19 protein-coding genes are annotated in these 21,938 nt (G+C 33.7%); 1 reads left to right on the plus strand and 18 read right to left on the minus strand.

The window, feature by feature from the left end:
- Window positions 1-38: 38 nt before the first annotated feature.
- The 17 genes from BZARG_RS02490 to msrB all read right to left on the minus strand — a co-directional run bounded on the left by BZARG_RS02490 (window position 39) and on the right by msrB (window position 18,077).
- Complete coding sequence (locus BZARG_RS02490; RefSeq protein WP_008635144.1) at window positions 39-971, minus strand: pseudouridine synthase; 933 nt, start codon at window positions 969-971, stop codon at window positions 39-41.
- Window positions 972-1,066: 95 nt separating this feature from the next.
- Window positions 1,067-1,972 (minus strand): geranylgeranylglycerol-phosphate geranylgeranyltransferase, encoded by a 906-nt coding sequence (locus tag BZARG_RS02495; RefSeq protein ID WP_008635168.1) that lies wholly within the window; start codon window positions 1,970-1,972, stop codon window positions 1,067-1,069.
- A gap of 11 nt (window positions 1,973-1,983) precedes the next feature.
- Entirely contained in the window at window positions 1,984-2,913 is a 930-nt protein-coding gene (locus BZARG_RS02500) for a mevalonate kinase family protein (protein WP_008635172.1), read from the minus strand.
- 50 nt (window positions 2,914-2,963) lie between these two features.
- Window positions 2,964-4,067, minus strand: coding sequence for a diphosphomevalonate/mevalonate 3,5-bisphosphate decarboxylase family protein (locus BZARG_RS02505; protein WP_008635085.1), 1,104 nt, complete (start codon window positions 4,065-4,067; stop codon window positions 2,964-2,966).
- Window positions 4,068-4,187: 120 nt separating this feature from the next.
- Window positions 4,188-4,460, minus strand: a complete 273-nt coding sequence (locus tag BZARG_RS02510; protein WP_008635126.1) for a hypothetical protein — start codon at window positions 4,458-4,460, stop codon at window positions 4,188-4,190.
- Entirely contained in the window at window positions 4,450-4,695 is a 246-nt protein-coding gene (locus BZARG_RS02515; RefSeq protein ID WP_008635162.1) for a hypothetical protein, read from the minus strand. Before BZARG_RS02515 ends, BZARG_RS02510 begins: the two co-directional genes overlap by 11 nt.
- A gap of 44 nt (window positions 4,696-4,739) precedes the next feature.
- Window positions 4,740-5,957 (minus strand): BaiN/RdsA family NAD(P)/FAD-dependent oxidoreductase, encoded by a 1,218-nt coding sequence (locus BZARG_RS02520; RefSeq protein WP_008635193.1) that lies wholly within the window; start codon window positions 5,955-5,957, stop codon window positions 4,740-4,742.
- Complete coding sequence (locus BZARG_RS02525; protein ID WP_008635181.1) at window positions 5,954-6,643, minus strand: glycerophosphodiester phosphodiesterase; 690 nt, start codon at window positions 6,641-6,643, stop codon at window positions 5,954-5,956. Before BZARG_RS02525 ends, BZARG_RS02520 begins: the two co-directional genes overlap by 4 nt.
- Before the next feature lie 27 nt (window positions 6,644-6,670).
- Window positions 6,671-7,546: an acyl-CoA thioesterase gene (locus tag BZARG_RS02530; RefSeq protein ID WP_008635177.1), complete on the minus strand. Its 876-nt coding sequence runs from the start codon at window positions 7,544-7,546 to the stop codon at window positions 6,671-6,673.
- Between the two features lie 78 nt (window positions 7,547-7,624).
- Window positions 7,625-11,299, minus strand: a complete 3,675-nt coding sequence (locus BZARG_RS02535) for a metallophosphoesterase (RefSeq protein WP_040287934.1) — start codon at window positions 11,297-11,299, stop codon at window positions 7,625-7,627.
- Between the two features lie 42 nt (window positions 11,300-11,341).
- On the minus strand, window positions 11,342-12,280 hold the full coding sequence (locus BZARG_RS02540; RefSeq protein ID WP_008635179.1) for an L-histidine N(alpha)-methyltransferase: 939 nt from the start codon (window positions 12,278-12,280) through the stop codon (window positions 11,342-11,344).
- Between the two features lies 1 nt (window position 12,281).
- Window positions 12,282-13,427: an ergothioneine biosynthesis protein EgtB gene (gene egtB, locus BZARG_RS02545; protein ID WP_008635086.1), complete on the minus strand. Its 1,146-nt coding sequence runs from the start codon at window positions 13,425-13,427 to the stop codon at window positions 12,282-12,284.
- Window positions 13,428-14,645: a bifunctional alpha/beta hydrolase/OsmC family protein gene (locus BZARG_RS02550; RefSeq protein WP_008635187.1), complete on the minus strand. Its 1,218-nt coding sequence runs from the start codon at window positions 14,643-14,645 to the stop codon at window positions 13,428-13,430.
- A gap of 51 nt (window positions 14,646-14,696) precedes the next feature.
- Complete coding sequence (msrA, locus tag BZARG_RS02555; protein ID WP_008635111.1) at window positions 14,697-15,191, minus strand: peptide-methionine (S)-S-oxide reductase MsrA; 495 nt, start codon at window positions 15,189-15,191, stop codon at window positions 14,697-14,699.
- Window positions 15,192-15,260: 69 nt separating this feature from the next.
- Complete coding sequence (locus tag BZARG_RS02560; RefSeq protein ID WP_008635130.1) at window positions 15,261-16,835, minus strand: protein adenylyltransferase SelO; 1,575 nt, start codon at window positions 16,833-16,835, stop codon at window positions 15,261-15,263.
- A gap of 237 nt (window positions 16,836-17,072) precedes the next feature.
- Window positions 17,073-17,615: a peptide-methionine (S)-S-oxide reductase MsrA gene (msrA, locus tag BZARG_RS02565; protein WP_008635132.1), complete on the minus strand. Its 543-nt coding sequence runs from the start codon at window positions 17,613-17,615 to the stop codon at window positions 17,073-17,075.
- Window positions 17,616-17,624: 9 nt separating this feature from the next.
- Entirely contained in the window at window positions 17,625-18,077 is a 453-nt protein-coding gene (msrB, locus tag BZARG_RS02570) for a peptide-methionine (R)-S-oxide reductase MsrB (RefSeq protein ID WP_008635169.1), read from the minus strand.
- 186 nt (window positions 18,078-18,263) lie between these two features.
- Between msrB and BZARG_RS02575 the strand changes: the two genes are divergently transcribed.
- Window positions 18,264-19,463 (plus strand): Pycsar system effector family protein, encoded by a 1,200-nt coding sequence (locus tag BZARG_RS02575; RefSeq protein ID WP_008635191.1) that lies wholly within the window; start codon window positions 18,264-18,266, stop codon window positions 19,461-19,463.
- Here the strand turns inward: BZARG_RS02575 and BZARG_RS02580 are convergent.
- Window positions 19,435-21,801 (minus strand): GAF domain-containing protein, encoded by a 2,367-nt coding sequence (locus BZARG_RS02580; RefSeq protein ID WP_237702562.1) that lies wholly within the window; start codon window positions 21,799-21,801, stop codon window positions 19,435-19,437. The genes BZARG_RS02575 and BZARG_RS02580 overlap by 29 nt on opposite strands.
- Window positions 21,802-21,938: the final 137 nt, after the last annotated feature.

Consider the following 21,938-nt stretch of genomic DNA (forward strand, 5'->3'; position numbering starts at 1 on the left):
AAATAAAAAGCCGCTTAGAATAAATTAGCGCTTTTTTATTATAACATTTTCAGTGTATTAATTTCCTGAATTGTCAAATGCTTCCAGTGACCTCTAGGAATATCCTTTTTAGTAAGATGTGCAATTGCTACACAGTCTATCTTAATGATATCGTAGTTTAGATGATCGAAAATAGCACGAATAACGGTATTTCCTGTATTCTTAATTTTCAATCCTATTAGGTTTTTACCTTGTCCTTGAATATAGCTAACCTCTTCAACAGGGACTAACTTTCCATCAATTTTCAAACCTTCTTCGATGCTTTTTAGGTCTTCAAATTTAAGGTTTTTATCTAGTTCTACTTGAAACAAACGCGGCACGCCATGTTTAGAGTTGGTAAATTTTTCAACAATCGATTCATCATTAGTAAACAATAATAAACCTGTCGAGTTCCTTCCTAAACGTCCAATAGGCTTCACACGAGAATCGGTAGCATTCGCTACTAAATCCATAACCGTACGACCTTTACCTTCACTAGTTGTTGTAGCAAAACCTTTAGGCTTATTTAATAAAACGTAGGCTTTTTTTTCCGGATTTATACGCGCGCCATCGTAACGCACATCGTCTTCCAGCTTTACCTTGTAACCCATTTCGATAACTATCTTACCGTTTACAGTTACTAAACCAATAGCAATATGCTCATCGGCTTCACGACGAGAACAAATTCCTGAATTGGCAATATATTTATTTAATCGGATTTCTCCAGAATCGTTACTTTTTGAAGGCGTTGCGTTCTTTTTTACAGTCGCTTTTCCTCTAGCTGTATCCTTGCTTTTCGAAGAAGCTTCTGCTTTCTTTTCTGGTGCACTTCCTCTTGCTGAACTCTTACTTTTTGGCTTACTAGAACTACGTCCTGAAGCTTTTTCTCTCCCATCTTCCTGTCCTCTTCCTGCGGTTTTTCCTTTACCGCCACTTCCTTGCTGTCTGCTCATGATTACTAAATTTTAGGCAAAGGTAATACAATAGTTGACAATTATAATTAATTAGTGTGTAGAATCAATAGCCAGAAGTTTGAAGACCACTCCTATTATAAAATATTGGAAAGCATTAAATCTACATCAATAAGAACAATACTGAATACGCCAGAAACAATAATGAACTTTAAAATATTATGCAGAATCAGATAATGTGTTTTGGTTTTGGAGCGCCACAATAACATTAGGAACACAATCAGGAGAAAGATACATATATAAAAGAACCAGTTCATATCTCCGATTTCAAACTTATACAACACCAAATAACTAGGAATAAGCGTTAGAAGCGTTAAAATAGTCAACATAAATTTTGAAGCTCTTTCACCATACACAACAGGAATTGTGTGATAGCTTTGTACTAAATCACCTTTAATATTTTCTAAATCCTTTGTGAGTTCACGCATGGATATAATTAGAAATAAAAATGTAGCGTGCACAAAAATAACGGTTTCAAAATTCTTATAATAAATGAAAATGGCGAAAAATGGCGTAATAGCTAATACAGCAGACGTAAGATTACCAATAAATGGCAATTTTTTAAGTTTATGAGAGTAAAACCAAATAGCGAAAATATAAGCCGAAAAGAAAATTACAGCTCTAAACGACACATAACTGGCCATTACGACTGCTGAAAAATTTAAAACAAAGTAAAATGAGAGCTTGGTGTTTTGGCTGACTAAACGATCGAGTTGTGATTTATACGGCCGATTTATCAAATCTTTTTCCGAATCGTAAAAGCTATTAATAATGTAACCGCCAGCAATAGTCACCGAAGATGCTAGCACGAGCATAAACAGGTTTACATCGAAAACCACTTCCTTTAAAGGCTTATCGTAAGCCAAAATATAAATAGCCGTAAGATATTGCGCGATAATTATGATAAGAATATTATAACCGCGAATAACAGAAAACAGACTGAAAAATTTTAATAAAATATGTTTTTGTCTGCGAGAAAACATGCTTTAAAAATTTAGAAGTTGTAAACGACCTCTAATTTATAGTCCGAAAGTGCTTTTTTAGCTTTATCAATATCTTCCGTAAAACCTAAAATATAACCGCCACCGCCGGAGCCACAAAGTTTTAAATAATAATCATTAGTATCAATACCTTTTTTCCAAAGCTCATGAAACTGCATCGGTATCATTGGTTTGAAGTGATTTAATACCACTTTTGAAAGCTGCTTGGTATTTTTGAAAAGCGACTTGACATCACCTTTTAGAAAATCGTCCACACAAGCATCCGTATGTTTGATAAATTGATTTTTAAGCATATTTCGGAAACCTTCTTGTTTCATATTTTCCATAAAAATATGAACCATAGGAGCGGTTTCACCAACTACACCACTATCTAATAAGAAAACGGCACCTTTACCATCTGCAGTTTGCGATGGAATGCCCGTTGCCTCAATATTATCTTGCGAGTTGATAAGAATTGGTATACTTAAATAACTATTCAACGGATCGAGACCCGATGATTTTCCATGGAAAAAAGATTCCATTTCAGAAAAAATAGTTTTTAATTGTATTAATTTCTCACGTGTTAAATTTTCTAAAACCGTAATTTTATTTTGTGCATACTGATCGTAAAGCGCAGCTACTAGAGCACCACTACTTCCTACGCCATAACCTTGCGGGATAGACGAGTCGAAATACATACCAGATTCTACATCTGCCTTTAACGTTTCGATATCGAAAACAACCAATTCTGGATTGATATTTTCTAAATAATCAGCAAAACGCTTTAAGCTTAAATTTGATTTAATAGAGGTTTCTGTAGGATTACCGGCCACCTTTAAAGCACCTTTATAAAAATTATAAGGTATAGATAAGCCTTTGGAATCTTTTATGATTCCATACTCTCCAAAGAGTAGTATTTTCGAGTAAAAAAGGGGTCCTTTCATAAGCCTGTTTTCAGTTATCAGTAACCGATTAACAAAGATACGCAATAAAATTATAAATGTTTTGCTCCCCATCCAATTTGGTCACAAATAAAGTGTTCGTTTTGGCAATACACAATAAGCTCGTTCTTAATAAACTCCATTATTGGAACGGCATCACGCTTCGGGTATAAGACATGAACGTTTGCACCTGCATCCAACGTAAAACTGATTGGCAATCGTGTTTTTTCTCTGAAATCCCAAATCGCATTTATAACTTTCAGCGTATTTGGTTTCATTAAAATAAAGTATGGCATACTGGTCATCATCATAGCATGGAGCGTTAATGCCTCACTTTCAACTAGCGCATTAAATTCCTCTAAATTGCCAGTTTCTAGAATAGTCTTCATTTTCTCAAGATTATCATGTGCTTGCTGAAATCGGTTTTCCGCGTATGGATGGCCAAACATTAAATTATGCCCAACGGTACTACTCACCTGCTTTTCGCCTTTATCAACTAATAAAATAGTATCCTGATAGTCTTTAAAAATATCATGTACTTTATACGGGTATTTGGTACCGAATAAATCACTACTACCATCGACTACCTTATTTTCTCCCCAAACAATTAAATCGCCTTCAATACTTCTACAAGCAGATCCCGATCCTAAACGTGCTAAAAATGATGCTTTCTGCTTAAAATAGTTTTCCGACCTTTCGACTCCGCTCAAGGTGACATCAGAATCTGAAATTTTTCTCTCAACACTCATTAAACATAATGCCAAAGCGCTCATACCTGATGCAGAAGACGCAATTCCTGAACTATGTGGAAATGTGTTTTTTGTTTCAATAACAAGGTGATAATCCTTTATAAATGGTAAATACACGTAAATACGTTCAAAAAACGTTTTAATTTTCGCTTTAAAAACGTCTTTTTTTTCGCCATCTAAAAACACATCAAAAGAAAAAGTGTCTTTGTTTTCCTTCACTTTATATGAAAGCGTCGTAATTGTTTTACAGTTACTTAGTGTAAAACTAATAGACGGATTTTCAGGGATTTGGTTTTTACGTTTTCCCCAGTATTTTATTAAAGCAATATTACTAGGCGATTCCCAAGCAACTTGACCATCTGGGCGTGTTTCTGAAAGGTTTTTTGGAATAAAGTGTTGTTCTGTCATCGGACTTAATATTAATCCTGCAAAGATAATAACTTTAATATGGTGTAATAGTTTCTAACAGATGCAAATATTTTATATTGACCTTAATTATAACCAAAATGGGTAAATGTTGAATTTTTTTTAGAAATCTTGAGATTGGTTTAAAAATCTAAACACCAAAATACTATTTAATTTTACTTCGTAATGAATGGAATAATTGAATTTTTCCAAGGAAATTATTCGTATTTTTTTATAACGAATTTGAAAAGCAAATGAATATTCCCTTATTAACTCTATGTGTTTATCTACATCTGACCAAAAACTATTTTCTTGTCCATTAAACTCCATAAAGTATTTTGCTTTATGAAACTCCACTCTTGCCTCATCGGTAAACTCGACGGATCTAACGTCCATATTCTTTTTTTATGTCTTCCCAAGAATGCGTAATTAGTTCCCCTTTCTCTTGTCGCTCAAGCATATCATCCATCATTTTTTTATATTCTTCGGATGGTTCACTGTACCTTAAAGCAGTATCCTCCAACATATATTCAATATAGTTTTTAAGCGAACGTTTTTCTAATTTCGCCTGCTTCTCCAACACAGCAATTGCCTTATCGTCTAATTCGATTAACTTTTTTGTCTTTCCCATGATTTAATATATAGATTATATATACTAAATATACATTAAATATATTAATTCGATATAGATTTTGCAACAACAAATCCACCAGTCCAAGCATTTTGAAAGTTAAAACCACCAGTAACGGCATCGATATTTAAAACTTCACCAGCAAAATATAGGTTTTTATGAATGCGACTTTCAAAGGTTTTGAAGTTAATTTCTTTTAAATCCACGCCACCTGCCGTTACAAATTCATCTTTAAAGGTGCTTTTCCCCGTTACTTGAAAAACAGCTTTAGTAAGCTGATTAGCCAAATCATCTAACTGCTGTTTATTTAAATCGGCCCAACGATCGGTTTCCGATATTTCTGAAGCCAGAACCAATTTTCGCCATAAGCGTTTTGGTAATTCCAACTGCGCCGATTTATAAACCGTTTTCTTGGCGAGCTGTTGTTTGAGTTCTTTTAATTGAACCAAACAATCTTCAGGTGTTTGCTTTATAAAATTAATTTCTATTTGAAATTTATAATCGCGTTTAGCTAATTCCAAAGCACCAAAAGCGGACAATTTTAAAATAGCTGGTGCACTCATTCCTACATGCGTAATTAATAATGGTCCTTCGGAATATAAATCCGTATCTAAAACGGAAACACTTACATCTAACGCTACGACACCAGGAATATCTTGAATCCGTTTATCTTGAATATCAAAGGTAAATAACGATGGAACCGGTTGTACAACCGAATGTCCTAACCCTTCCAAAAGCTTCCAAAATTTGACACTACTTCCGGTAGCAATCACTAATTTTTCACACTGATAAGTTTCATTTTTTGTTGAAATTAGAAAACCAGTATCTCCATCTTTTACTTCAATATTCGATACATTCTGACTATACTGAACATTTATACCACGCGCTTTAGTTTCGTTTAAAAAACAGTCGATAATAGTTTGTGAGGAGTTTGAAACAGGAAACATCCGACCATCTTCTTCAATTTTCAATTCCACACCACGTTTTTCAAACCATTCTATAGTATCACCCGTCATAAATTGATGGAAAGGTCCTAATAATTCTTTTTCGCCACGTGGATAGTTTTGGGTTAATTCCGAAGGCATAAATTCGGCATGGGTAACATTACAGCGTCCGCCACCAGAAATCTTTACTTTCTGCAAGCCTTCTTTAGCTTTTTCTAAAATGGTGATAGATAGTTGTGGATTTTGTTCCGCGATATTAATAGCTGCAAAAAAACCTGCAGCGCCTCCGCCAATAATTAGTACATCTTGTTGTTTCATATTTTATCTGGTACATCGGAAATAATGCCATCTACGCCGTAATTTTTCATGCGTAAAATAGTATCGACATCATTAACCGTCCACGTATTAATTTGATAACCTTGACTTTGTGCCAACTTAACATTATCAGTCGTTAACAAGGCGAAATTAGGATGAATTATATTAGTCTCAATGGTTTTAGCAAAATCAATCGCTTCAGAAACACTTGCTTTTGTTAAAACAGCTAATGGAATTTTTTTATTAATTTGAAATGCGTTTTCTAATTCGGTGTGCTGAAAACTGGATATGATAAAATCTTTGTAATTCCAACCATGATTCTTAACGTAATCTTCAACAATCTCACAGGTTTTCACTGCGGTATTTTTTCCTTTAAGCTCAATATTTAAAATGCAGTTTTTATTAATTAGGCTTAAAACGTCTACTAAAGTTGGAATTTGATATCCGCCGTTTACTGTAAGGGTTTGTAATTCTAGAAGAGAATGCTTTCCAACTTCGCCAGTACCGTTGGTCATTCTATCAAGCGTGAAATCGTGAAAAACAACTAACTCACCAGATGCACAAACATGCACATCTATTTCTATTCCATCCACATTAAAGCTCAACGCTTTTTCTATGGACTCTAAAGTGTTTTCAGCTAAATAACCTTTGGCGCCGCGATGACCAAATACTTTTGTTTGATGTTTCACTAAAATCAGGTTTTAACGTAAAAATTATTACTTTTTAATTGGTCGCATTAATCCTTCTTGTGCAACCGAAGCCACCAAAACACCATCGCGTGTAAATATATTTCCTCTTGCAAATCCTCGTGCATTACCAGTACTTGGTGTTTCAAGTGAAAACAGTAACCAATCACTAAAATCGAATTCCCTGAAAAACCACATAGAATGGTCTAAACTTGCTGTTAACAAATTACCCCAATGTGCTTTACTGGCATGTGGTTGGAGTGCTACTGATAAAATATTATAATCTGAAATATAGGTTAGAATTTGTTGTCTTATAGCTAAATTCAAATCGGCTATATCGGCATTATCTCCTTTTAATTTAAACCAAATATCGATGTACGGCGGTAAGTCTACTTTATCAAATGGATTGGCAATATGTGTGGGTTTAAATTCTACAGGGCGCGGAATCTCTAAAAATGATTTTATTTTGGTCGGTAACATACTACCGTATTCTTCTAAAACATCCGTCCAACTCATCAATTCTTCTGGCTGTTTAATGTCAGTTTTCATTTCGATTTGATGCGAATAGCCTTCTTCTTCTTTATGAAATGAAGCCGATAAAATAAATATTACTTCATCATTCTGACTAGCGGTTACGCGGCGCACCGAAAAACTACCGCCATCCCGCATAATACTCACATCATAATTTATAGGATACTCTAAATGGCCTGCCTCCAAAAAATAAGAATGTAAGGAGTGCAAAACGCGTCCATTAGTTATAGTTCGATAGGCCGCATTTAAGGCTTGTGCTAAAACTTGTCCTCCAAAAACATTAGGACTCCCAACGGTTTCACTTACACCTTCAAATTGATTGTCTTTAAGATGTTTCAATTGAAGGATTTCTAACAAGTTTTCAACAGAATTCATAAATTTATATTTTTTTGCAAGATATTATTTATAACGGCGTTGTTAAAAATAAAGTAAGAAATGTTTAGATAAAAAATTTTAAAAATCCACCCCTAATGAAAAGGCAAAACGGAAACCATCATCACTATTAAATAACGATATATTGCCGGTAAAAACTTCAGCGGCTATAAGCAATAATCCACCACCATAGGAATTATGCCATTTTTCAGAAAAATCATCTTTCAACCAAACACGGCCATAATCTACACCCGTATACACGCCTAAATTAATAGGTAAAATACCGGTTTTTAATTTACTAAACATATAGCGCAAATCGGTTAGTTGATAAAACGAATTTCTTCCTGTAAAACGCTGGTTTCTAAAACCACGAAGTCCATCACTAGCACCAATAGATGCTGCTTGATAAAACTCATAATTATCGCCTAAATTAAGATGAGCCTTTAACTTGGTTGCTAAAACCAATTTACCGGTTGGCTCTAAATTATAATCGAAACTCACATCTGGAATGATATAACCAATGCTTTTGGATTTATCTAAATTAGTTCGATACCCCAATTTAAGATTAGTTTCAAAACCAACAGATGGATAAGCGGCATGATTTCTATTTTCAAAATGATAGGAAGCATAGGCGCCAACAAAGGAGTTACCACTTTCTGATAAACTAGACATATAATAATCGCTAATAAATCGGTTTTGAGTTTTTTCCACTTGAATGGTTTCATAGGCTAGACCTAATGTAAAAATTCCATCCAAATAGCCTTTATAGATTAAAGAAGGTGCAAAGCGAAAAGTTTGCAACCTAACTCGATTGTAATCTTTTTTGTATAAATTGTAGTTGTCTCTGTTCAAATTACGCGTTTCATTTCCATATCCGAAAAAGTTGACACTATAATTTGGACTTGTAAAAACCACATCAAGACCTAGGTTAAAATCGCCAATTATGTGGGCAAATTCACCTTTGTAAGATATATCAAAACCATATGTTGCAAAATAATAAGCTGCAGATAATTTATGCTGTGACGTAAATGGATTTCTATCAAAACCATAAACCGTATACGTATCTTTTAGCCCTAATTTTATGCCATCATCTGGATTATAACCGATAATGGGAATAAATTGATTCGCATTATTTTTAATTTTTAGATAGTTGTAAGTATTTATATCATAATTATTAGTCAAGTGCTTTTTACCTTGAACCGTTCTGATCGTATTTTTTTTTGATTTATAATCGTAGAAGTGCGTTTTCTTTCCGTTTTCAATATTGTAAACGTCATTGTTTTGACCGCCAATTAATCGTAATGTAATATATCTATTGCCTTCGCCATGGACATGAAAAACATCGTCATCATCCAAGGCATAAATCCAAATTTCTTTTGTTTCGTTTTTAGAATAGGTTCGGTGATGAAATACATCAGCTCTTTTTCCTTTTTTAATTCGATAGGCTATTACTTTTGTTTCTCCATTAGGCAAACGTTCAATATCAAAATAATCATCTTTATCCGTTCCTTTTACGACTGCTATTTTATTGATGTGTGCAAAATACGTGTCTGAAATTTTTTGAAGATTACTGCGTCTTGATTTCAACTTACTTTTGATATCTTCTGCATTTTCACCTTGCAGTTCTTGCGGAACATTTAAGAAAGCTTCCTCAATAATTTCGTCCGTTAAATGATTCATTATATGTTTTACTTGCTCATCCCAAACGGTTTTATCTGACTGACTTATTAAAGAAACATCTAAAGGAAATGGTTCTAAATTAAACCATTTCGGACTTTTTAAATCATCACTGTAGCCTTTTAATAATCGTGCGACCGGAATTAATTTAGATGCAAGATTCAACAAAAGACCATCATTCATATTAGAAAAAGCCTGATCCCTATCTCGTGGCACTGGAATATAGACCGTTTTGTCATCTTTTTTAGTTTTTGCCCAACGCCATTGATCGTGATGTCGGTCCCAATCGCCAATTAGCATATCGAATAATCGAGCACGAATGTAAGCAGCTTCATCAATAACTGTATTTTCATCCTTTCGGATTTCTTCTAGCATACCGTTTGTTCCAACTAATTTATTGGAAAACGCAAAGCTTTCTATATTCCCATGATCATTACCTGCATGCTCTTCAATCATATACAGCTCATCACCAAACGTATCATTAAAAGGTTCAATGTTTTTTTGATGGGGCACATAATACAATACAGGATTTGTGTGTAAAACACTAATGGCATCCGAAAGCGTAGCCGTTACAAAAGAGGCATAAGGATAAGACCCTGTAAACACATGAAAAACCGCTTCCTCGGCAACCGTATTATTAAACTGCCCTTCCACATATTGATCTTTAAAAGCAAAAGCTTGAATATAATTTAGCGCATTTTTGCGTAAGCCCCGCATTACATATTCACGGCCAGAAGAATCGGCTAAACGCAAAGAATTGGATTGAGTTCCACCACCTTTTCTAACCGACTTTAAGCCGCCAAAAAGAGTATCTAGCATGACTGTTTTAACTTGGATAGGTGTACTGAACTCCTGGGAATAACGCTCACCCCAAAGAAATTTGTAGAAATTACTTTTATCAGTTTCTTCCGGTGTATAAATAGATGCTTTTATAGTTTGAGGTATATTTTCACGATACATTTGAGCTTCTTGTTTCTTGGCACTATAAACTTCTTTTGAAAACAAAACCGTGTCCTTGTTGGCCGCTACAAAACGTACTTGAGACGAGCCATCATTAAAAACATCTAAACGTGCATAGCCAGGTTCACTTGAAGAAAACAAGCCATTTCCTACATTTCTAGTAGCTGAAGATTTTGAACCCGATCCACTAATTATTTGCACTAAATTATCCTGCACCAAATACTGTAAATTATGATCGTGACCAGAAACAAAAATAACACGCTCATTTTCTTGAGCCAATGTTATAATGCGTTTTCTAAATTCATTATAACTTTTATTCTGAATATCTTCCGGACTTATGCCTGTCGTTTTTCTTAATATATTTTTCAATGTTCCTAAAACCGGAAGTGGCTTCATGTGGTCCATAAAAGTATATTGTCCACCATGTGGTCCGTTAGTAAAAACGGGATGATGCATGGCAACAATGGTTGTTTTGCCACGTGCTTTTTTTATGCGACTTTCAAATTCTTCTAGAAAAGCTTCGCGTGTTTTAATTTCGCAATCATCATTAATAGTTGGATGCTTATTCCAATTGGTCATGTACCATTTAGCATCTACAAGAATTAATTCAATATTATCTGTTATGGTTTTGTTATCAATAGGACATCCCTTTTTCGGTAAAAACGTATTTTTCCCTAAAGCATTCGTTATATAATCCTGTTGCCGTTTTAAACCAATTAATCCATCGGAATACCAATCGTGATTTCCTGGTAAGAAGATAGGTTTTCCTTCAAAATCTTTAACGGATTCAATCTGTACATCTAATTGATGTTTGGCAAAAGCATAACTTTTTTCGGTTTTTTCTGGCAAACCTCTAGGATAAATATTATCACCTAAAAAAAAGGCTGAACTATTAGTATCTGCCAACTTTAAAGCATCTTCAAACGCTTGTAGCGCATCGGTTTTGGTTCCTATTGGTGAATTCCCAGCATCACCAATAAGATAAAAGCTATACTCGATAGACTTATCTGTTTCTTGCAATGGAATGTATGGCTCTTTATACTGCGTTTTAAAAGTAGCACAACCCAAAAAGATTGTTAGAAAAAGAAAGCTAAAAACTAATCTATAACTTATATTCATTGTAATTACTAGTATCCATTTTTTTTAAAATTAAAATAACACTTATTTCTCCCAAAGACTATCAGTGAAATAATGCTTGCAGTCTAGAAAATGATGCTTACTTTGAAATCCTGAAATCATTGCCAGTTTATCAACTTCAGAAAGACTATACTTACGAGATAATTCGGTCCAAATCAATTCATTTTGTTCAAATTCAATCGTTTTATTCAATTCTTTAATCAAAACCGTCTGCTTTTTTAAACTAACCAAATAGCTTTTTACACGGCCCGTATCAGGATCATAATAGCAGTAGAAATCAAAATCATCAATTTTAAAATCGGCATTTAATTCCCTATTTATTCGAATTAATAAATTGAGATTAAAACGCTTGGTAATGCCTTGCTGATCATCATAAGCTTTTCGAATTGTTATAGGGCTTTTCCTTAAATCCAAGCCAATAAGCAGCTTATCGCCTGTATTCATTACTTTATTGAACAGTCTTAATAAATTAATAGCATCCACCTTTAAATAATTACCAATATTACTTCCTAAAAAGAGTAATAAATTGGGCGTATTAGATTCTGACATGTCTTTTAAAATATCAAAATAATCACCTACTTGTGGTTTTATAGATAAATTGGGCAAACGCTCCATTAATTTTTCTGAAAGCATTTTAAGAGCTTCTTCCGAAATATCAATAGGCATATAATTAAAATCGATGTTTTCGTTTACCAGGTATTCCAACAACTTAAATGTTTTAAAACCATCACCCGCACCTAATTCCAGAATATTAAAAGGTTTATCAAACTTTAAAGCTTCAACGATTTGTTTCGCCTGAAGTGATAAAATTTCAAATTCAGAATCGGTTAAATAATAGTCCGGCATATTCATTATTTCCTGAAAAATGCGACTACCATTAGTGTCGTAAAAATATTTAGAAGATAAGTGCTTCTCTTTAGCTGTTAAGCCTTCTAATACGTCTTTTGCAAAAGTTTTATTCATCTTATTTTACGAGTCTTAAACCAGAAAACTGCCACCTCAAATCTGGATGAAAGAAATTCCGATACGTATTTCTACTATGATTATTTACCGTGGCAACCGAGGCGCCGCGAAGCACCATTTGATTAATCATGAATTTACCATTATACTCCCCTAAAGCCCCTGGCGCTTTAGTAAAATTAGGATATGGCAGATAAGCACTGTTGGTCCATTCCCATAATTGTCCGTAATTCAAATTTTTAGATGCCACTTCCCATTCAAATTCTGTTGGCAAGCGCATCTGTTTCCATTCTGCAAAGGCAAAAGCTTCATAGAAACTAATATGGGCTGCGGGTTTAGTCTTTTCAACAGCCACAAAGCCGTCTAATGTATAATAATGCCAAACACCATCAACTTCATGCCAATAAAGAGGCGACTGAATATTGTTTTGTTGAATAAAATCCCAGCCTTCAGCATGCCATAAATTAAAATCTTGGTAACCGCCAGCTTCTATAAATTCTAAATATTCGCCATTAGTAACCAGCTGATCACTTATTTCATAATCATGAAGAAATACTTGATGCTTTCCGAGCTCATTATCATAACAAAACCCTTCCTCTTTATGACCAATTTCATAAAGTCCTTCGGGAATTTTAATGAATTTAGCAGGCGTAGAAATAGATTTTAATGCGATGCTGTTTTCAATGGTTGGAAATGTAGGCTGATTGCCTAAAATGTAGGTGATATCATAATAAAACAACTCTTGATGTTGTTGTTCATGATTTATGCCTAACTCTATAATAGTATTTGCTTCTTGTGAAGGGTTGTTATTTAAAAACGCCATCATTTTCTCGTCTACATAAGCGCGATATTCATAAACTTCATCAACAGTTGGCCGCGTCATTAAACCCCGATTTGGTCGTAACACACGTTTTCCTGCATTGTTATAATAACTATTAAATAAGTAGGCAAAATCATCATTAAAAACCTGATAATCTTTTACAAACTGCAGCAATACAAATTGCTCAAAAAACCAAGTAGAATGTGCTAAATGCCATTTTGGAGGCGATACAAACACAGCAGGTTGCACCGAATAATCTTCGGTTTTAAGAGGTTTACAAATTTCTAAAAACCGATTCCTAGTATATTGATATTGCTCTTTTAAAGTCATTTAAATGATTTCCGTTTCTATAATAATTTCGCTTTGCAAAGTCCTATGAACGGGACATTTTGAGGCGATTTCTTTGAGTCGTTCTTTTTGAGAATCGTCTAAATCACCCACAAATTTTAAGCGTTTTTGTAAATGATCCATGCGTTTGGGCTTCTCAACATCCGGCATTAAATCATCACTATGTTTTTTCGAATATGTAATATAAGCAAAAACTTCTTGCAAAGCCCACTTCTTGCGTTCGGCATATAATTTTAAAGTCATCACCGTACAAGCTGCTAACCCTGCACTTAAGTAATCGTAAGGTGAAGGCCCGAAGTCATCACCGCCTACAGATTTGGGTTCATCAGCCACTAAATGGTGATTTTTCGTTTGAATGGAAGTTGTGAAATTATCTTCTTTTAAATTTAAATGTGCGACTAATTGTTCGCCATCAATATCTAAAATAGTATTTTCTTGAGGTGCAAAATAACGCTGAACCCAAGTACCAATAATATTCCCAACATAAACGCTGTCCTTGGAATTAGATAATAAGTGATTTGCATCATCCAAGCTGACAAAACTTTTAGGATGATGTGCGTTTAGATAAAGTTTTTCGGCATTTTCTATACCAACAATATTATCCATGGGCGCATGCATAATAAGTAAAGGTTTACGCAAGTTTTTAGTGATTTCAGGTAAATCAGTTTTGCTGAAATCATCGATAAATTCCTGATTAATTTTAAATGGCCGACCACCAATATTCACCTCAACATCGCCTTTTTCTTTAACTGCATCAAAACCATGGGAAAATAATTTAGTAACATGACCAACAGTTGCAGGAGCTCCAATAGTTGTAACCGCTTTTATATTATCCAATTTGGAAGCGGCAGCAATTACGGCTGCACCGCCAAGTGAATGTCCAACCAATAAACTCGGCGCTTGGTAATTTTCTTCCATATAATTATTTACAGCTATCAAGTCGGAAACATTAGCCGAAAAATGGCTTTCTGCAAATTCGCCTTCACTCATTCCCAATCCTGTAAAGTCAAAACGTACTACACCAAATCCATGCTTGGTTAAAGCGCGACTAATATGCTTAACGGCACTCGAAGAACTGGTACAAGTAAAACAGTGCGCAAAAATGGCGTAATAACTTGGCTTCTGATTAGCCGGCAGCTCTAAATATGCGCGTAATTCATGGCCTTTTTCGTTCTGAATTTGAAGTTTGGTACTTTTCATTAACTAATCTGTTTTTAATTTATGATAATTACTATCAACTAAAAATTATTCCTATAGAAAACTCTTACTAAAACGCTCAAAGTGACACGTATAACCATCTGGCTTTCTTTCCAAATAATCTTGATGCTCTGGTTCTGCTGGCCAAAATTTCGTGAACGGCTCCAAAGTCGTCACGGCATCTGCTTCCCATTTATTCGAGTCGTTTACTATTTTAATAACGTCTTCAGACGCCTGTTTTTCTTCTTCATTTTGAAAAAATATAGTCGATCGGTAACTCGACCCTAGATCATTTCCTTGTCTATCCATTGTTGTTGGATTGTGAATACGGAAAAAATAATCTAGAATATGTTTGAAAGACGTTTCATCTGGATTATAGGTGATTTCAATTCCTTCGGCATGACCAGGATGATTTTTATAGGTTGGATTGTCGTTTTCGCCACCTAAATAACCGACTTCGGTATCTGTAATTCCTTTTTGTTTTCGGAATAAATCTTCCATTCCCCAGAAACAACCGCCTGCTATATATGCTTTTTTGTATGTGCTCATTTTTATTATTTTATCTCTTAATAATTTTAATAATCTATTCTTGTAATGGTTTATATTTTCTGAATTCTTTTATGAACTACAGGATAACATGGAGCATCCTGCTTTATGCTTCGCCCAATCTGGCCGTTTAGCAAACCATTTTTCATATTTTGGTTGCTCGGTATATGGCTGTTTTAATAACTGATACAACTCATCAATTAATCTATAATCTCCTTTATCAGCATCATCAATAGCCAATTGCGACATATAATTTCGCAATACGTATTTTGGATTTATCGTATTCATTTGTATTCTTCTATCTGCATCCGAAAGCGTTTCATTTTGTAAACGTTTGGCATATCTTTGAAACCACTCATTCCATTCCTGACGAATTTTATCTGAAATTTCTGTTGGCACATAAAATGCATCAGCAACAATTTTCAAACCTTCAGATGGATTTTCTTTATTAAAGCGACTTAAATTTCTAAAGAAAATAGTCATATCTGTTTCCGATAACTGCAAATTATCCTCTAAATCCTGAATCAACAATTTATCCAATTCATCTTCATTTTCCAGACCTAATTTGGAACGCATCATCTTTAAGGATTCTACATCGAAATCTGTTTTATATTGATTCAATACCGTTTCTAAAGGCTCTGCATCTTCAATTAATGGATATAAAGCGTTTGCTAATTGATATAAATTCCACAGCCCCATATTCGGTTGGTTCCCGTAACGGTAGCGTTTATGCTGAATATCTGTTGTGTTTGGTGTCCAACCATAACTAAAATCTTCCAACCAGCCATAAGGCCCATAATCGATGGTTAAACCGAGAATTGACATATTATCTGTATTCATAACACCATGAACAAAACCTACCCGTTGCCAATGAATAATCATTTCTAAAGTTCGCTGGGATACTTCGGCAAAAAACTGAATATAGGTTTCTTTTGAAGGTGCTCCCAAACGTGAAAAATGATGTTTTATGGTATAATCAACTAATGTTTTAAGTGATTCAACATCTTGTCTTGAAGAAAAAATTTCATAACTACCAAAACGTAAAAAGCTTGGTGATATGCGACTTACAACAGCACCTTTTTCGTAGGCCGAATTACCATCATACAACATATCACGAAGTACGTTATCGCCGGTTATTGCTATACTTAAAGCGCGTGTAGTTGGCACACCTAAATGGTACATGGCTTCACTACACAAATACTCCCGAACAGATGAGCGCAAGACCGCCAGGCCATCGCCACTTCTTGAATACGGTGTTTCTCCTGCCCCTTTTAATTGTAAGACCCAGCTTTTGTTATCGTGTTCTATTTCGAATAAATTAATAGCGCGACCATCACCTAACTGTCCTGCCCAATTACCAAATTGATGTCCGCCATAACACATGGCGTACGGTTTCGTGTTTTCTAAAACTGTATTTCCAGTAAAAACATTTAAAAAATGCTCTGAATGACTATCAGCTTCGCTTAATCCCAAATTAGTCAGCATCTCATCTGAAACATGCAATAATTCAGGTTTAGCTGTTTTTTTAGGCTCTACATAAGAAAAACAAGCTTTTAAAACCTGTCTTCTAGAATTTTCTAAAATTGGGTCTGCTGGCAATTCTTTAATAAATCTATCTTTTATATTAAACTTTATTTGTTTCGTCATTATAATAATTCCTTGTCATTTGATTTTCGAAAACCGACTATAATTTTCTGAATTAATAGAAAACACAAAATACGATTTGGGTATAAGTTACATAATTATTGATAAAAACTCGCGTCCTTTAACACTTCCTAAAACCTATAATTTAAAATTGTAAATTTTACACAAAACGAATAAAATTCTGTTTCACTATAACTAACGTACTACAGAAATAAGGTTTCTTCATAGCATTCTGCTTTCTTATTTTAACTTTTTGGCAAAATGCTTTTTCAACTGCTTTAGTTTTGGTGAAATTATAGTTGTACAATATGCCGCTTCAGGATTCTTGTTGTAATAATCCTGATGGTAAACTTCTGCTTCATGAAATATTTTCACAGGTTTTATTTCTGTCTTGATGGGTTTTTCATTAAAACCTTCCAATTCAGCAATAAACGTTTCAGCAATTTCCTTTTGAGTGTCGTTATGATAAAAAATTACGGATCGGTATTGCGAACCATAAGGACCTAAATTCTTATCGGCATTAGAAATTGTAGCATCGTGACTCGCCATAAAAACGCCTAATAATTCGACATAAGAAATAATAGCGTCGTTAAATGTAATTTGAACAACTTCGGCATGCCCAGTTAAACCAGAACTCACCTCTCGATAAGTTGGCGTTCCTGGAACGTTACCTCCCATATATCCAGTCTGCAGTTTTTGAACACCTTTAAACTGATTAAAAACGGCTTCAACACACCAAAAACAACCACCACCAACGGTCATTATATGTAAATTATCATGCATGTTTAACGTTTATTTAGCCGACTTATCCAAAACCAGAGATTCTGAATTTACGCAATAACGCAAGCCGCTTGGCTCTGGTCCATCGGGAAAAACGTGTCCTAAATGCGAATCGCAAACATTACACATAACCTCAACGCGAACCATTCCAAACGTGGAATCCTTTTCATACTTAATGGCATTTTCGGCTATTGGCTGTGTAAAACTTGGCCATCCCGAGCTTGAAGCAAATTTTATAGTAGAATCAAACAAGGGTGCATTACAGCAAGAACAGTTGTACTTACCAGCTTCGTGAGCACTACACAGCGCGCCAGTTCCGGCCATTTCAGTTCCTTTTTTTCTAGTAATTCTAAATTGTTCATCTGTTAAAATTTCACGCCATTCCGCTTCAGTTTTTTCAACGCGACGGTCTGGTTTAGGATTGCCGTTTACACTATAACCGATGACTTCTTTCCATGTTATCATATTGAACTTTATTTTATTTATTAAAGAACTCCTCCGATAAAACATCGAAGATGACCTCCTAATTATATGTTGATTTTTAGTCGCATTTAGATATATATCCTTACTAAAAGACAAATCTATATTACTCTTGTTTTAAAGTTATTTTTTAGTAATTTGTATGACTAAAGTATCTTTGATATCAAATTTATGACAAATATTGTAGAAAAAGCACAAGGCTATGTTTTTGATTTATTTAAGAAGGAATTAAATGCTTCTTTTCTTTATCATAACTATACTCATACGGAGCGTGTGTTAAAAAGTTTACACGAAATTATTGCGCATTCTAATGTTTCGGAAGTTGATGCTGAAATTCTTCAATTAGCAGCTTTATTTCATGATACGGGATACACGCAAACAATTGACGACCACGAGAAAGTAAGTGCTCAAATTGCAGAGGATTTCCTTAAAGAAAATCAAGTTGATACAACGACTATAAAAGCTGTAATAGCTTGTATTCTAGCTACAAAATTTGACTTTATACCTAAAACAACCAATGAGAAAATAATCTGCGACGCAGACTGCTCTCATTTTGGTAAAGATTACTTCCCTGAAACCACAGAGTTTTTGCGTAAAGAATTAGAAATTCAAGGCATTGTAAATTTTTCTGCTAGTGAATGGCTAGATGAAAACATTAAAATGCTTTCAGAACAACATCAATTCCATACAGATTACGCCTTAAAAAACTGGCAACATCAAAAGGAAAAGAACCTATCGGATTTAATTAACACTAAAAACAAATTCAATAAAAAGCTTAAAAAAGAAAAACTAAAAGCCAAGTATAAATCGGAATACAAAAGCGAAAGTCCGGATCGCGCTATACAATCCTTTTATAGAATTGCTTTAAAAAACCATATTAAATTAAGTGATATTGCCGATACAAAAGCGAATATTCTGCTCTCTGTAAACGCCATTATAATATCATTATTAATGTCTATCTTATTTTCAAAATTAGATAATCCATCGAATGCGTATTTAATTGTACCCACTGTAATTTTTATTTTATTTAGTGTAACAACTATCATTTTATCCATTATAGCAACGCGACCAAATGTTACTAGAGGAAAGTTCACAAAGGAAGATATTGTGGAAAAAAGGGTAAATTTAAGTTTCTTCGGAAATTTCCATAAAATGAAGCTTGAAGAGTTTGAATGGGCTGTCAGCGAACTTTTAAAAGATAAAAACCACGTTTACAATTCTTTAACAAAAGATCTTTATTTTTTAGGAAAAGTATTAAATAGAAAATACCGAATTTTACGAATTACCTATTCTATTTTTATGATTGGAATTATTGTATCCGTATTAGCTTTTGCGATTTCGTTTAAGATGCAAAATTTTGATTTTCTATAGCATCCATTACATCATTATAGGTAAAATAGCTGGTTTCTTCTTGCGTGTCCTTCTTATAAATTATATTAACACGAATAGCTTTTAAGCCAGTTACGCCTTGTAAATCTTCTAATTCCAAAACCTCCAAATCGGATCCTAATATATTTTTAGCTTGAAAAAAGTGAATATATTGTAGGTATTCCTCTTCATCACTTTGTTGCGAAAACACAATACTTAATTTACCTTTTTGGGTAATCCGCTCTGTAGTTCCTTTTATAAATGCTTTGTCCACCCGTTTTTTCACCACTTCGTAGCGTGCATTATAAGTTCCATCTACGTCAAATTGCTTTTCATCCATTCTAAAACGTATGGATAAGGGCTGATTAAAAACCAAAATCATAGAAGCAACATCTAAAGGAAGTGGATACAAATCTTGATTATTATAAAATTCATTTTCCATATCGCACATAACTTGAATCTGCCAAATTCTTAAATTATAAAGATATATTAGGCTAAAACTATCTTCGCGCGTAATAGATTCACCGATATATATATTATGTTCTACACCATCGGTTTTAAAACGTTCAAAAAAATGCGGATACATTTTTTGTGCTTCAGTTTGTTTCATATCTAAAAGGGTTGACATGTTTTTATTTATTAACCCAATCGTATCATCATAGTGTTTACGATGGTGATATAAAACATTTAAATCCGAATCCATATCAGAAAAATAACGATCTATTTCCATCTTTAAAGGTGCATTTATTTTTGATATAAGTTCCAGTAAAGGTGTTATTTCATTTTTAAGGAATAACGAAATAAGGTGCTCACTATCCACTTTAAAATAGGTTTCAACTTGATTCAAATACGTTTTAATTTGAAAAGCAATTTGCTCATAAACTGGCATATTATTTTGTTCATTTGCTTTGTCAACAATACTTTGTGCTAGTTTTAACTGATTTGATAAATCTTTTTGAGTTGCCAGATTTCTAGCATCCGATGAGCCTTTAACATCTATTTGCCCAAATAACGGATATACGTTTTTAAAAGCAATTTTACTAAAAGGCATATTTTTCTTTTGAATAATATTCTCCTTAATAAACAATTGCGCAGCTTGTTTAAAACGCCAATGTACACTGGGATGAATGGATGTACATTCCTTTTGTATAACGGCTTCTATTAAGTTTTCTTGATCTGTTTTACTCCTTTGAACTGTAGTCACTATGTACGGCATAACATCCTCCAGCTTATTAGCATTAATACTATTTAATGCTTTAGGCTGATGAGACACCAATTCTAAAATACCCATTAAACCATCTTTATTGGCAATAGGCGCAAAAATGGCACTTTTAAAACCTTGATCGTATAGCACTTTAATATGTGGAACTTTACCTTGCGTTTCTTTGTATGCCTCCTCTATATTGGAAACAGATATATGTTTTTTTTCTTTTAATAATTTTTTATAGGACGATTTACAAAGCACATCTGCACAATCACCAATGGTCTTGTCATTCAGCAGGAAACTATGCATGCCTTCACCATAAACACGCTCAAAAACACCTTCATCTCTATTAAATACTGAAAAACCAACCCGTATATCAGGAATTTTCAAGAAAGACTGAAATATAGATTGAAGGTCTTTTATAAAGTTTTTGTCCTGTCCTTTGCCTTCATCTATTAAATTTGATTTGATTTCAGAAATAGCAAAATCATCTGTAACATCAAAAATATTTGAAATAACAAATCCTTTAAATATATAACTATCTTCGGGAAATTTTTCTTTCCAAAGCGCTAAATTTTCAAAATTATCCAGTAAATCATCCACATCTTGTTGTGTAATATTTGGCGCATTTTCTGTTTTAATAATTTCTATAAAATCAGCATTATACAATATTTTATAATAACGTTTTATGCCGTTTTTCTCGGGAATTTCATAATGAAAAGGTCTTTTAAGTTGTAAATCGTACCCGTAAACTTCATTTAAAATAATAGTACAAGCCATCATATACCTATGATTTTCAGGCATATTTTTTATTTCTAACTGAAAATCCGTACCAGCATTTTTAATAATTTTTTGGAATCGTTTAGTTACGTTAAAAGTTTTGTCGAAAAATGGTAACGACGCTGCTTTAATTTCATTTTGAGTAAGCAACTCGCTAAATGAATCTTGAAGAATTAGTGCAATCTCTTTTTCTCTTTTATCTAAAGTTGAAATATCTGTAAATCCGTTTTTTAATTCTGGATACTCTTTTGCAATTTTTAAAATTGATTTAGCTTTTTCACCTATATAGCCTGTATTTGTTTCAGCTAGCTGTTCATATTTCTCAAATAGCTTATGAAAGCTTATGAGTAATTTCATTGGTGAACTAAACTGGCTATTACTTGACATAGATTGATATTTATACAAAAATACAATTTATTCACGTTAGTCGAAAACAGATTTATTCTTAACGTTAAAGTTTGGTTTTGAGTCTCAAATTTTATTTAAAAAGTGAA

Source organism: Bizionia argentinensis JUB59 (assembly GCF_000224335.1).
In the GTDB taxonomy this organism is placed as follows: Bacteria; Bacteroidota; Bacteroidia; order Flavobacteriales; family Flavobacteriaceae; genus Algorimicrobium; species Algorimicrobium argentinense.

Excerpts from the sequence above, each read along its gene's own strand:
- egtB (WP_008635086.1), bottom strand. The coding sequence starts at position 13,427 with ATGACTTTAAAAGAGCAATATCAATATACTAGGAATCGGTTTTTAGAA.
- BZARG_RS02550 (WP_008635187.1), bottom strand. The coding sequence starts at position 14,645 with ATGAAAAGTACCAAACTTCAAATTCAGAACGAAAAAGGCCATGAATTA.
- BZARG_RS02575 (WP_008635191.1), top strand. The coding sequence starts at position 18,264 with ATGACAAATATTGTAGAAAAAGCACAAGGCTATGTTTTTGATTTATTT.
- BZARG_RS02540 (WP_008635179.1), bottom strand. The coding sequence starts at position 12,280 with ATGAATAAAACTTTTGCAAAAGACGTATTAGAAGGCTTAACAGCTAAA.
- BZARG_RS02490 (WP_008635144.1), bottom strand. The coding sequence starts at position 971 with ATGAGCAGACAGCAAGGAAGTGGCGGTAAAGGAAAAACCGCAGGAAGA.
- BZARG_RS02510 (WP_008635126.1), bottom strand. The coding sequence starts at position 4,460 with ATGGACGTTAGATCCGTCGAGTTTACCGATGAGGCAAGAGTGGAGTTT.
- BZARG_RS02495 (WP_008635168.1), bottom strand. The coding sequence starts at position 1,972 with ATGTTTTCTCGCAGACAAAAACATATTTTATTAAAATTTTTCAGTCTG.
- msrB (WP_008635169.1), bottom strand. The coding sequence starts at position 18,077 with ATGATAACATGGAAAGAAGTCATCGGTTATAGTGTAAACGGCAATCCT.
- BZARG_RS02500 (WP_008635172.1), bottom strand. The coding sequence starts at position 2,913 with ATGAAAGGACCCCTTTTTTACTCGAAAATACTACTCTTTGGAGAGTAT.
- BZARG_RS02515 (WP_008635162.1), bottom strand. The coding sequence starts at position 4,695 with ATGGGAAAGACAAAAAAGTTAATCGAATTAGACGATAAGGCAATTGCT.
- BZARG_RS02580 (WP_237702562.1), bottom strand. The coding sequence starts at position 21,801 with ATGAAATTACTCATAAGCTTTCATAAGCTATTTGAGAAATATGAACAG.
- BZARG_RS02520 (WP_008635193.1), bottom strand. The coding sequence starts at position 5,957 with ATGAAACAACAAGATGTACTAATTATTGGCGGAGGCGCTGCAGGTTTT.
- BZARG_RS02535 (WP_040287934.1), bottom strand. The coding sequence starts at position 11,299 with ATGAATATAAGTTATAGATTAGTTTTTAGCTTTCTTTTTCTAACAATC.
- BZARG_RS02560 (WP_008635130.1), bottom strand. The coding sequence starts at position 16,835 with ATGACGAAACAAATAAAGTTTAATATAAAAGATAGATTTATTAAAGAA.
- msrA (WP_008635132.1), bottom strand. The coding sequence starts at position 17,615 with ATGCATGATAATTTACATATAATGACCGTTGGTGGTGGTTGTTTTTGG.
- BZARG_RS02505 (WP_008635085.1), bottom strand. The coding sequence starts at position 4,067 with ATGACAGAACAACACTTTATTCCAAAAAACCTTTCAGAAACACGCCCA.
- msrA (WP_008635111.1), bottom strand. The coding sequence starts at position 15,191 with ATGAGCACATACAAAAAAGCATATATAGCAGGCGGTTGTTTCTGGGGA.
- BZARG_RS02530 (WP_008635177.1), bottom strand. The coding sequence starts at position 7,546 with ATGAATTCTGTTGAAAACTTGTTAGAAATCCTTCAATTGAAACATCTT.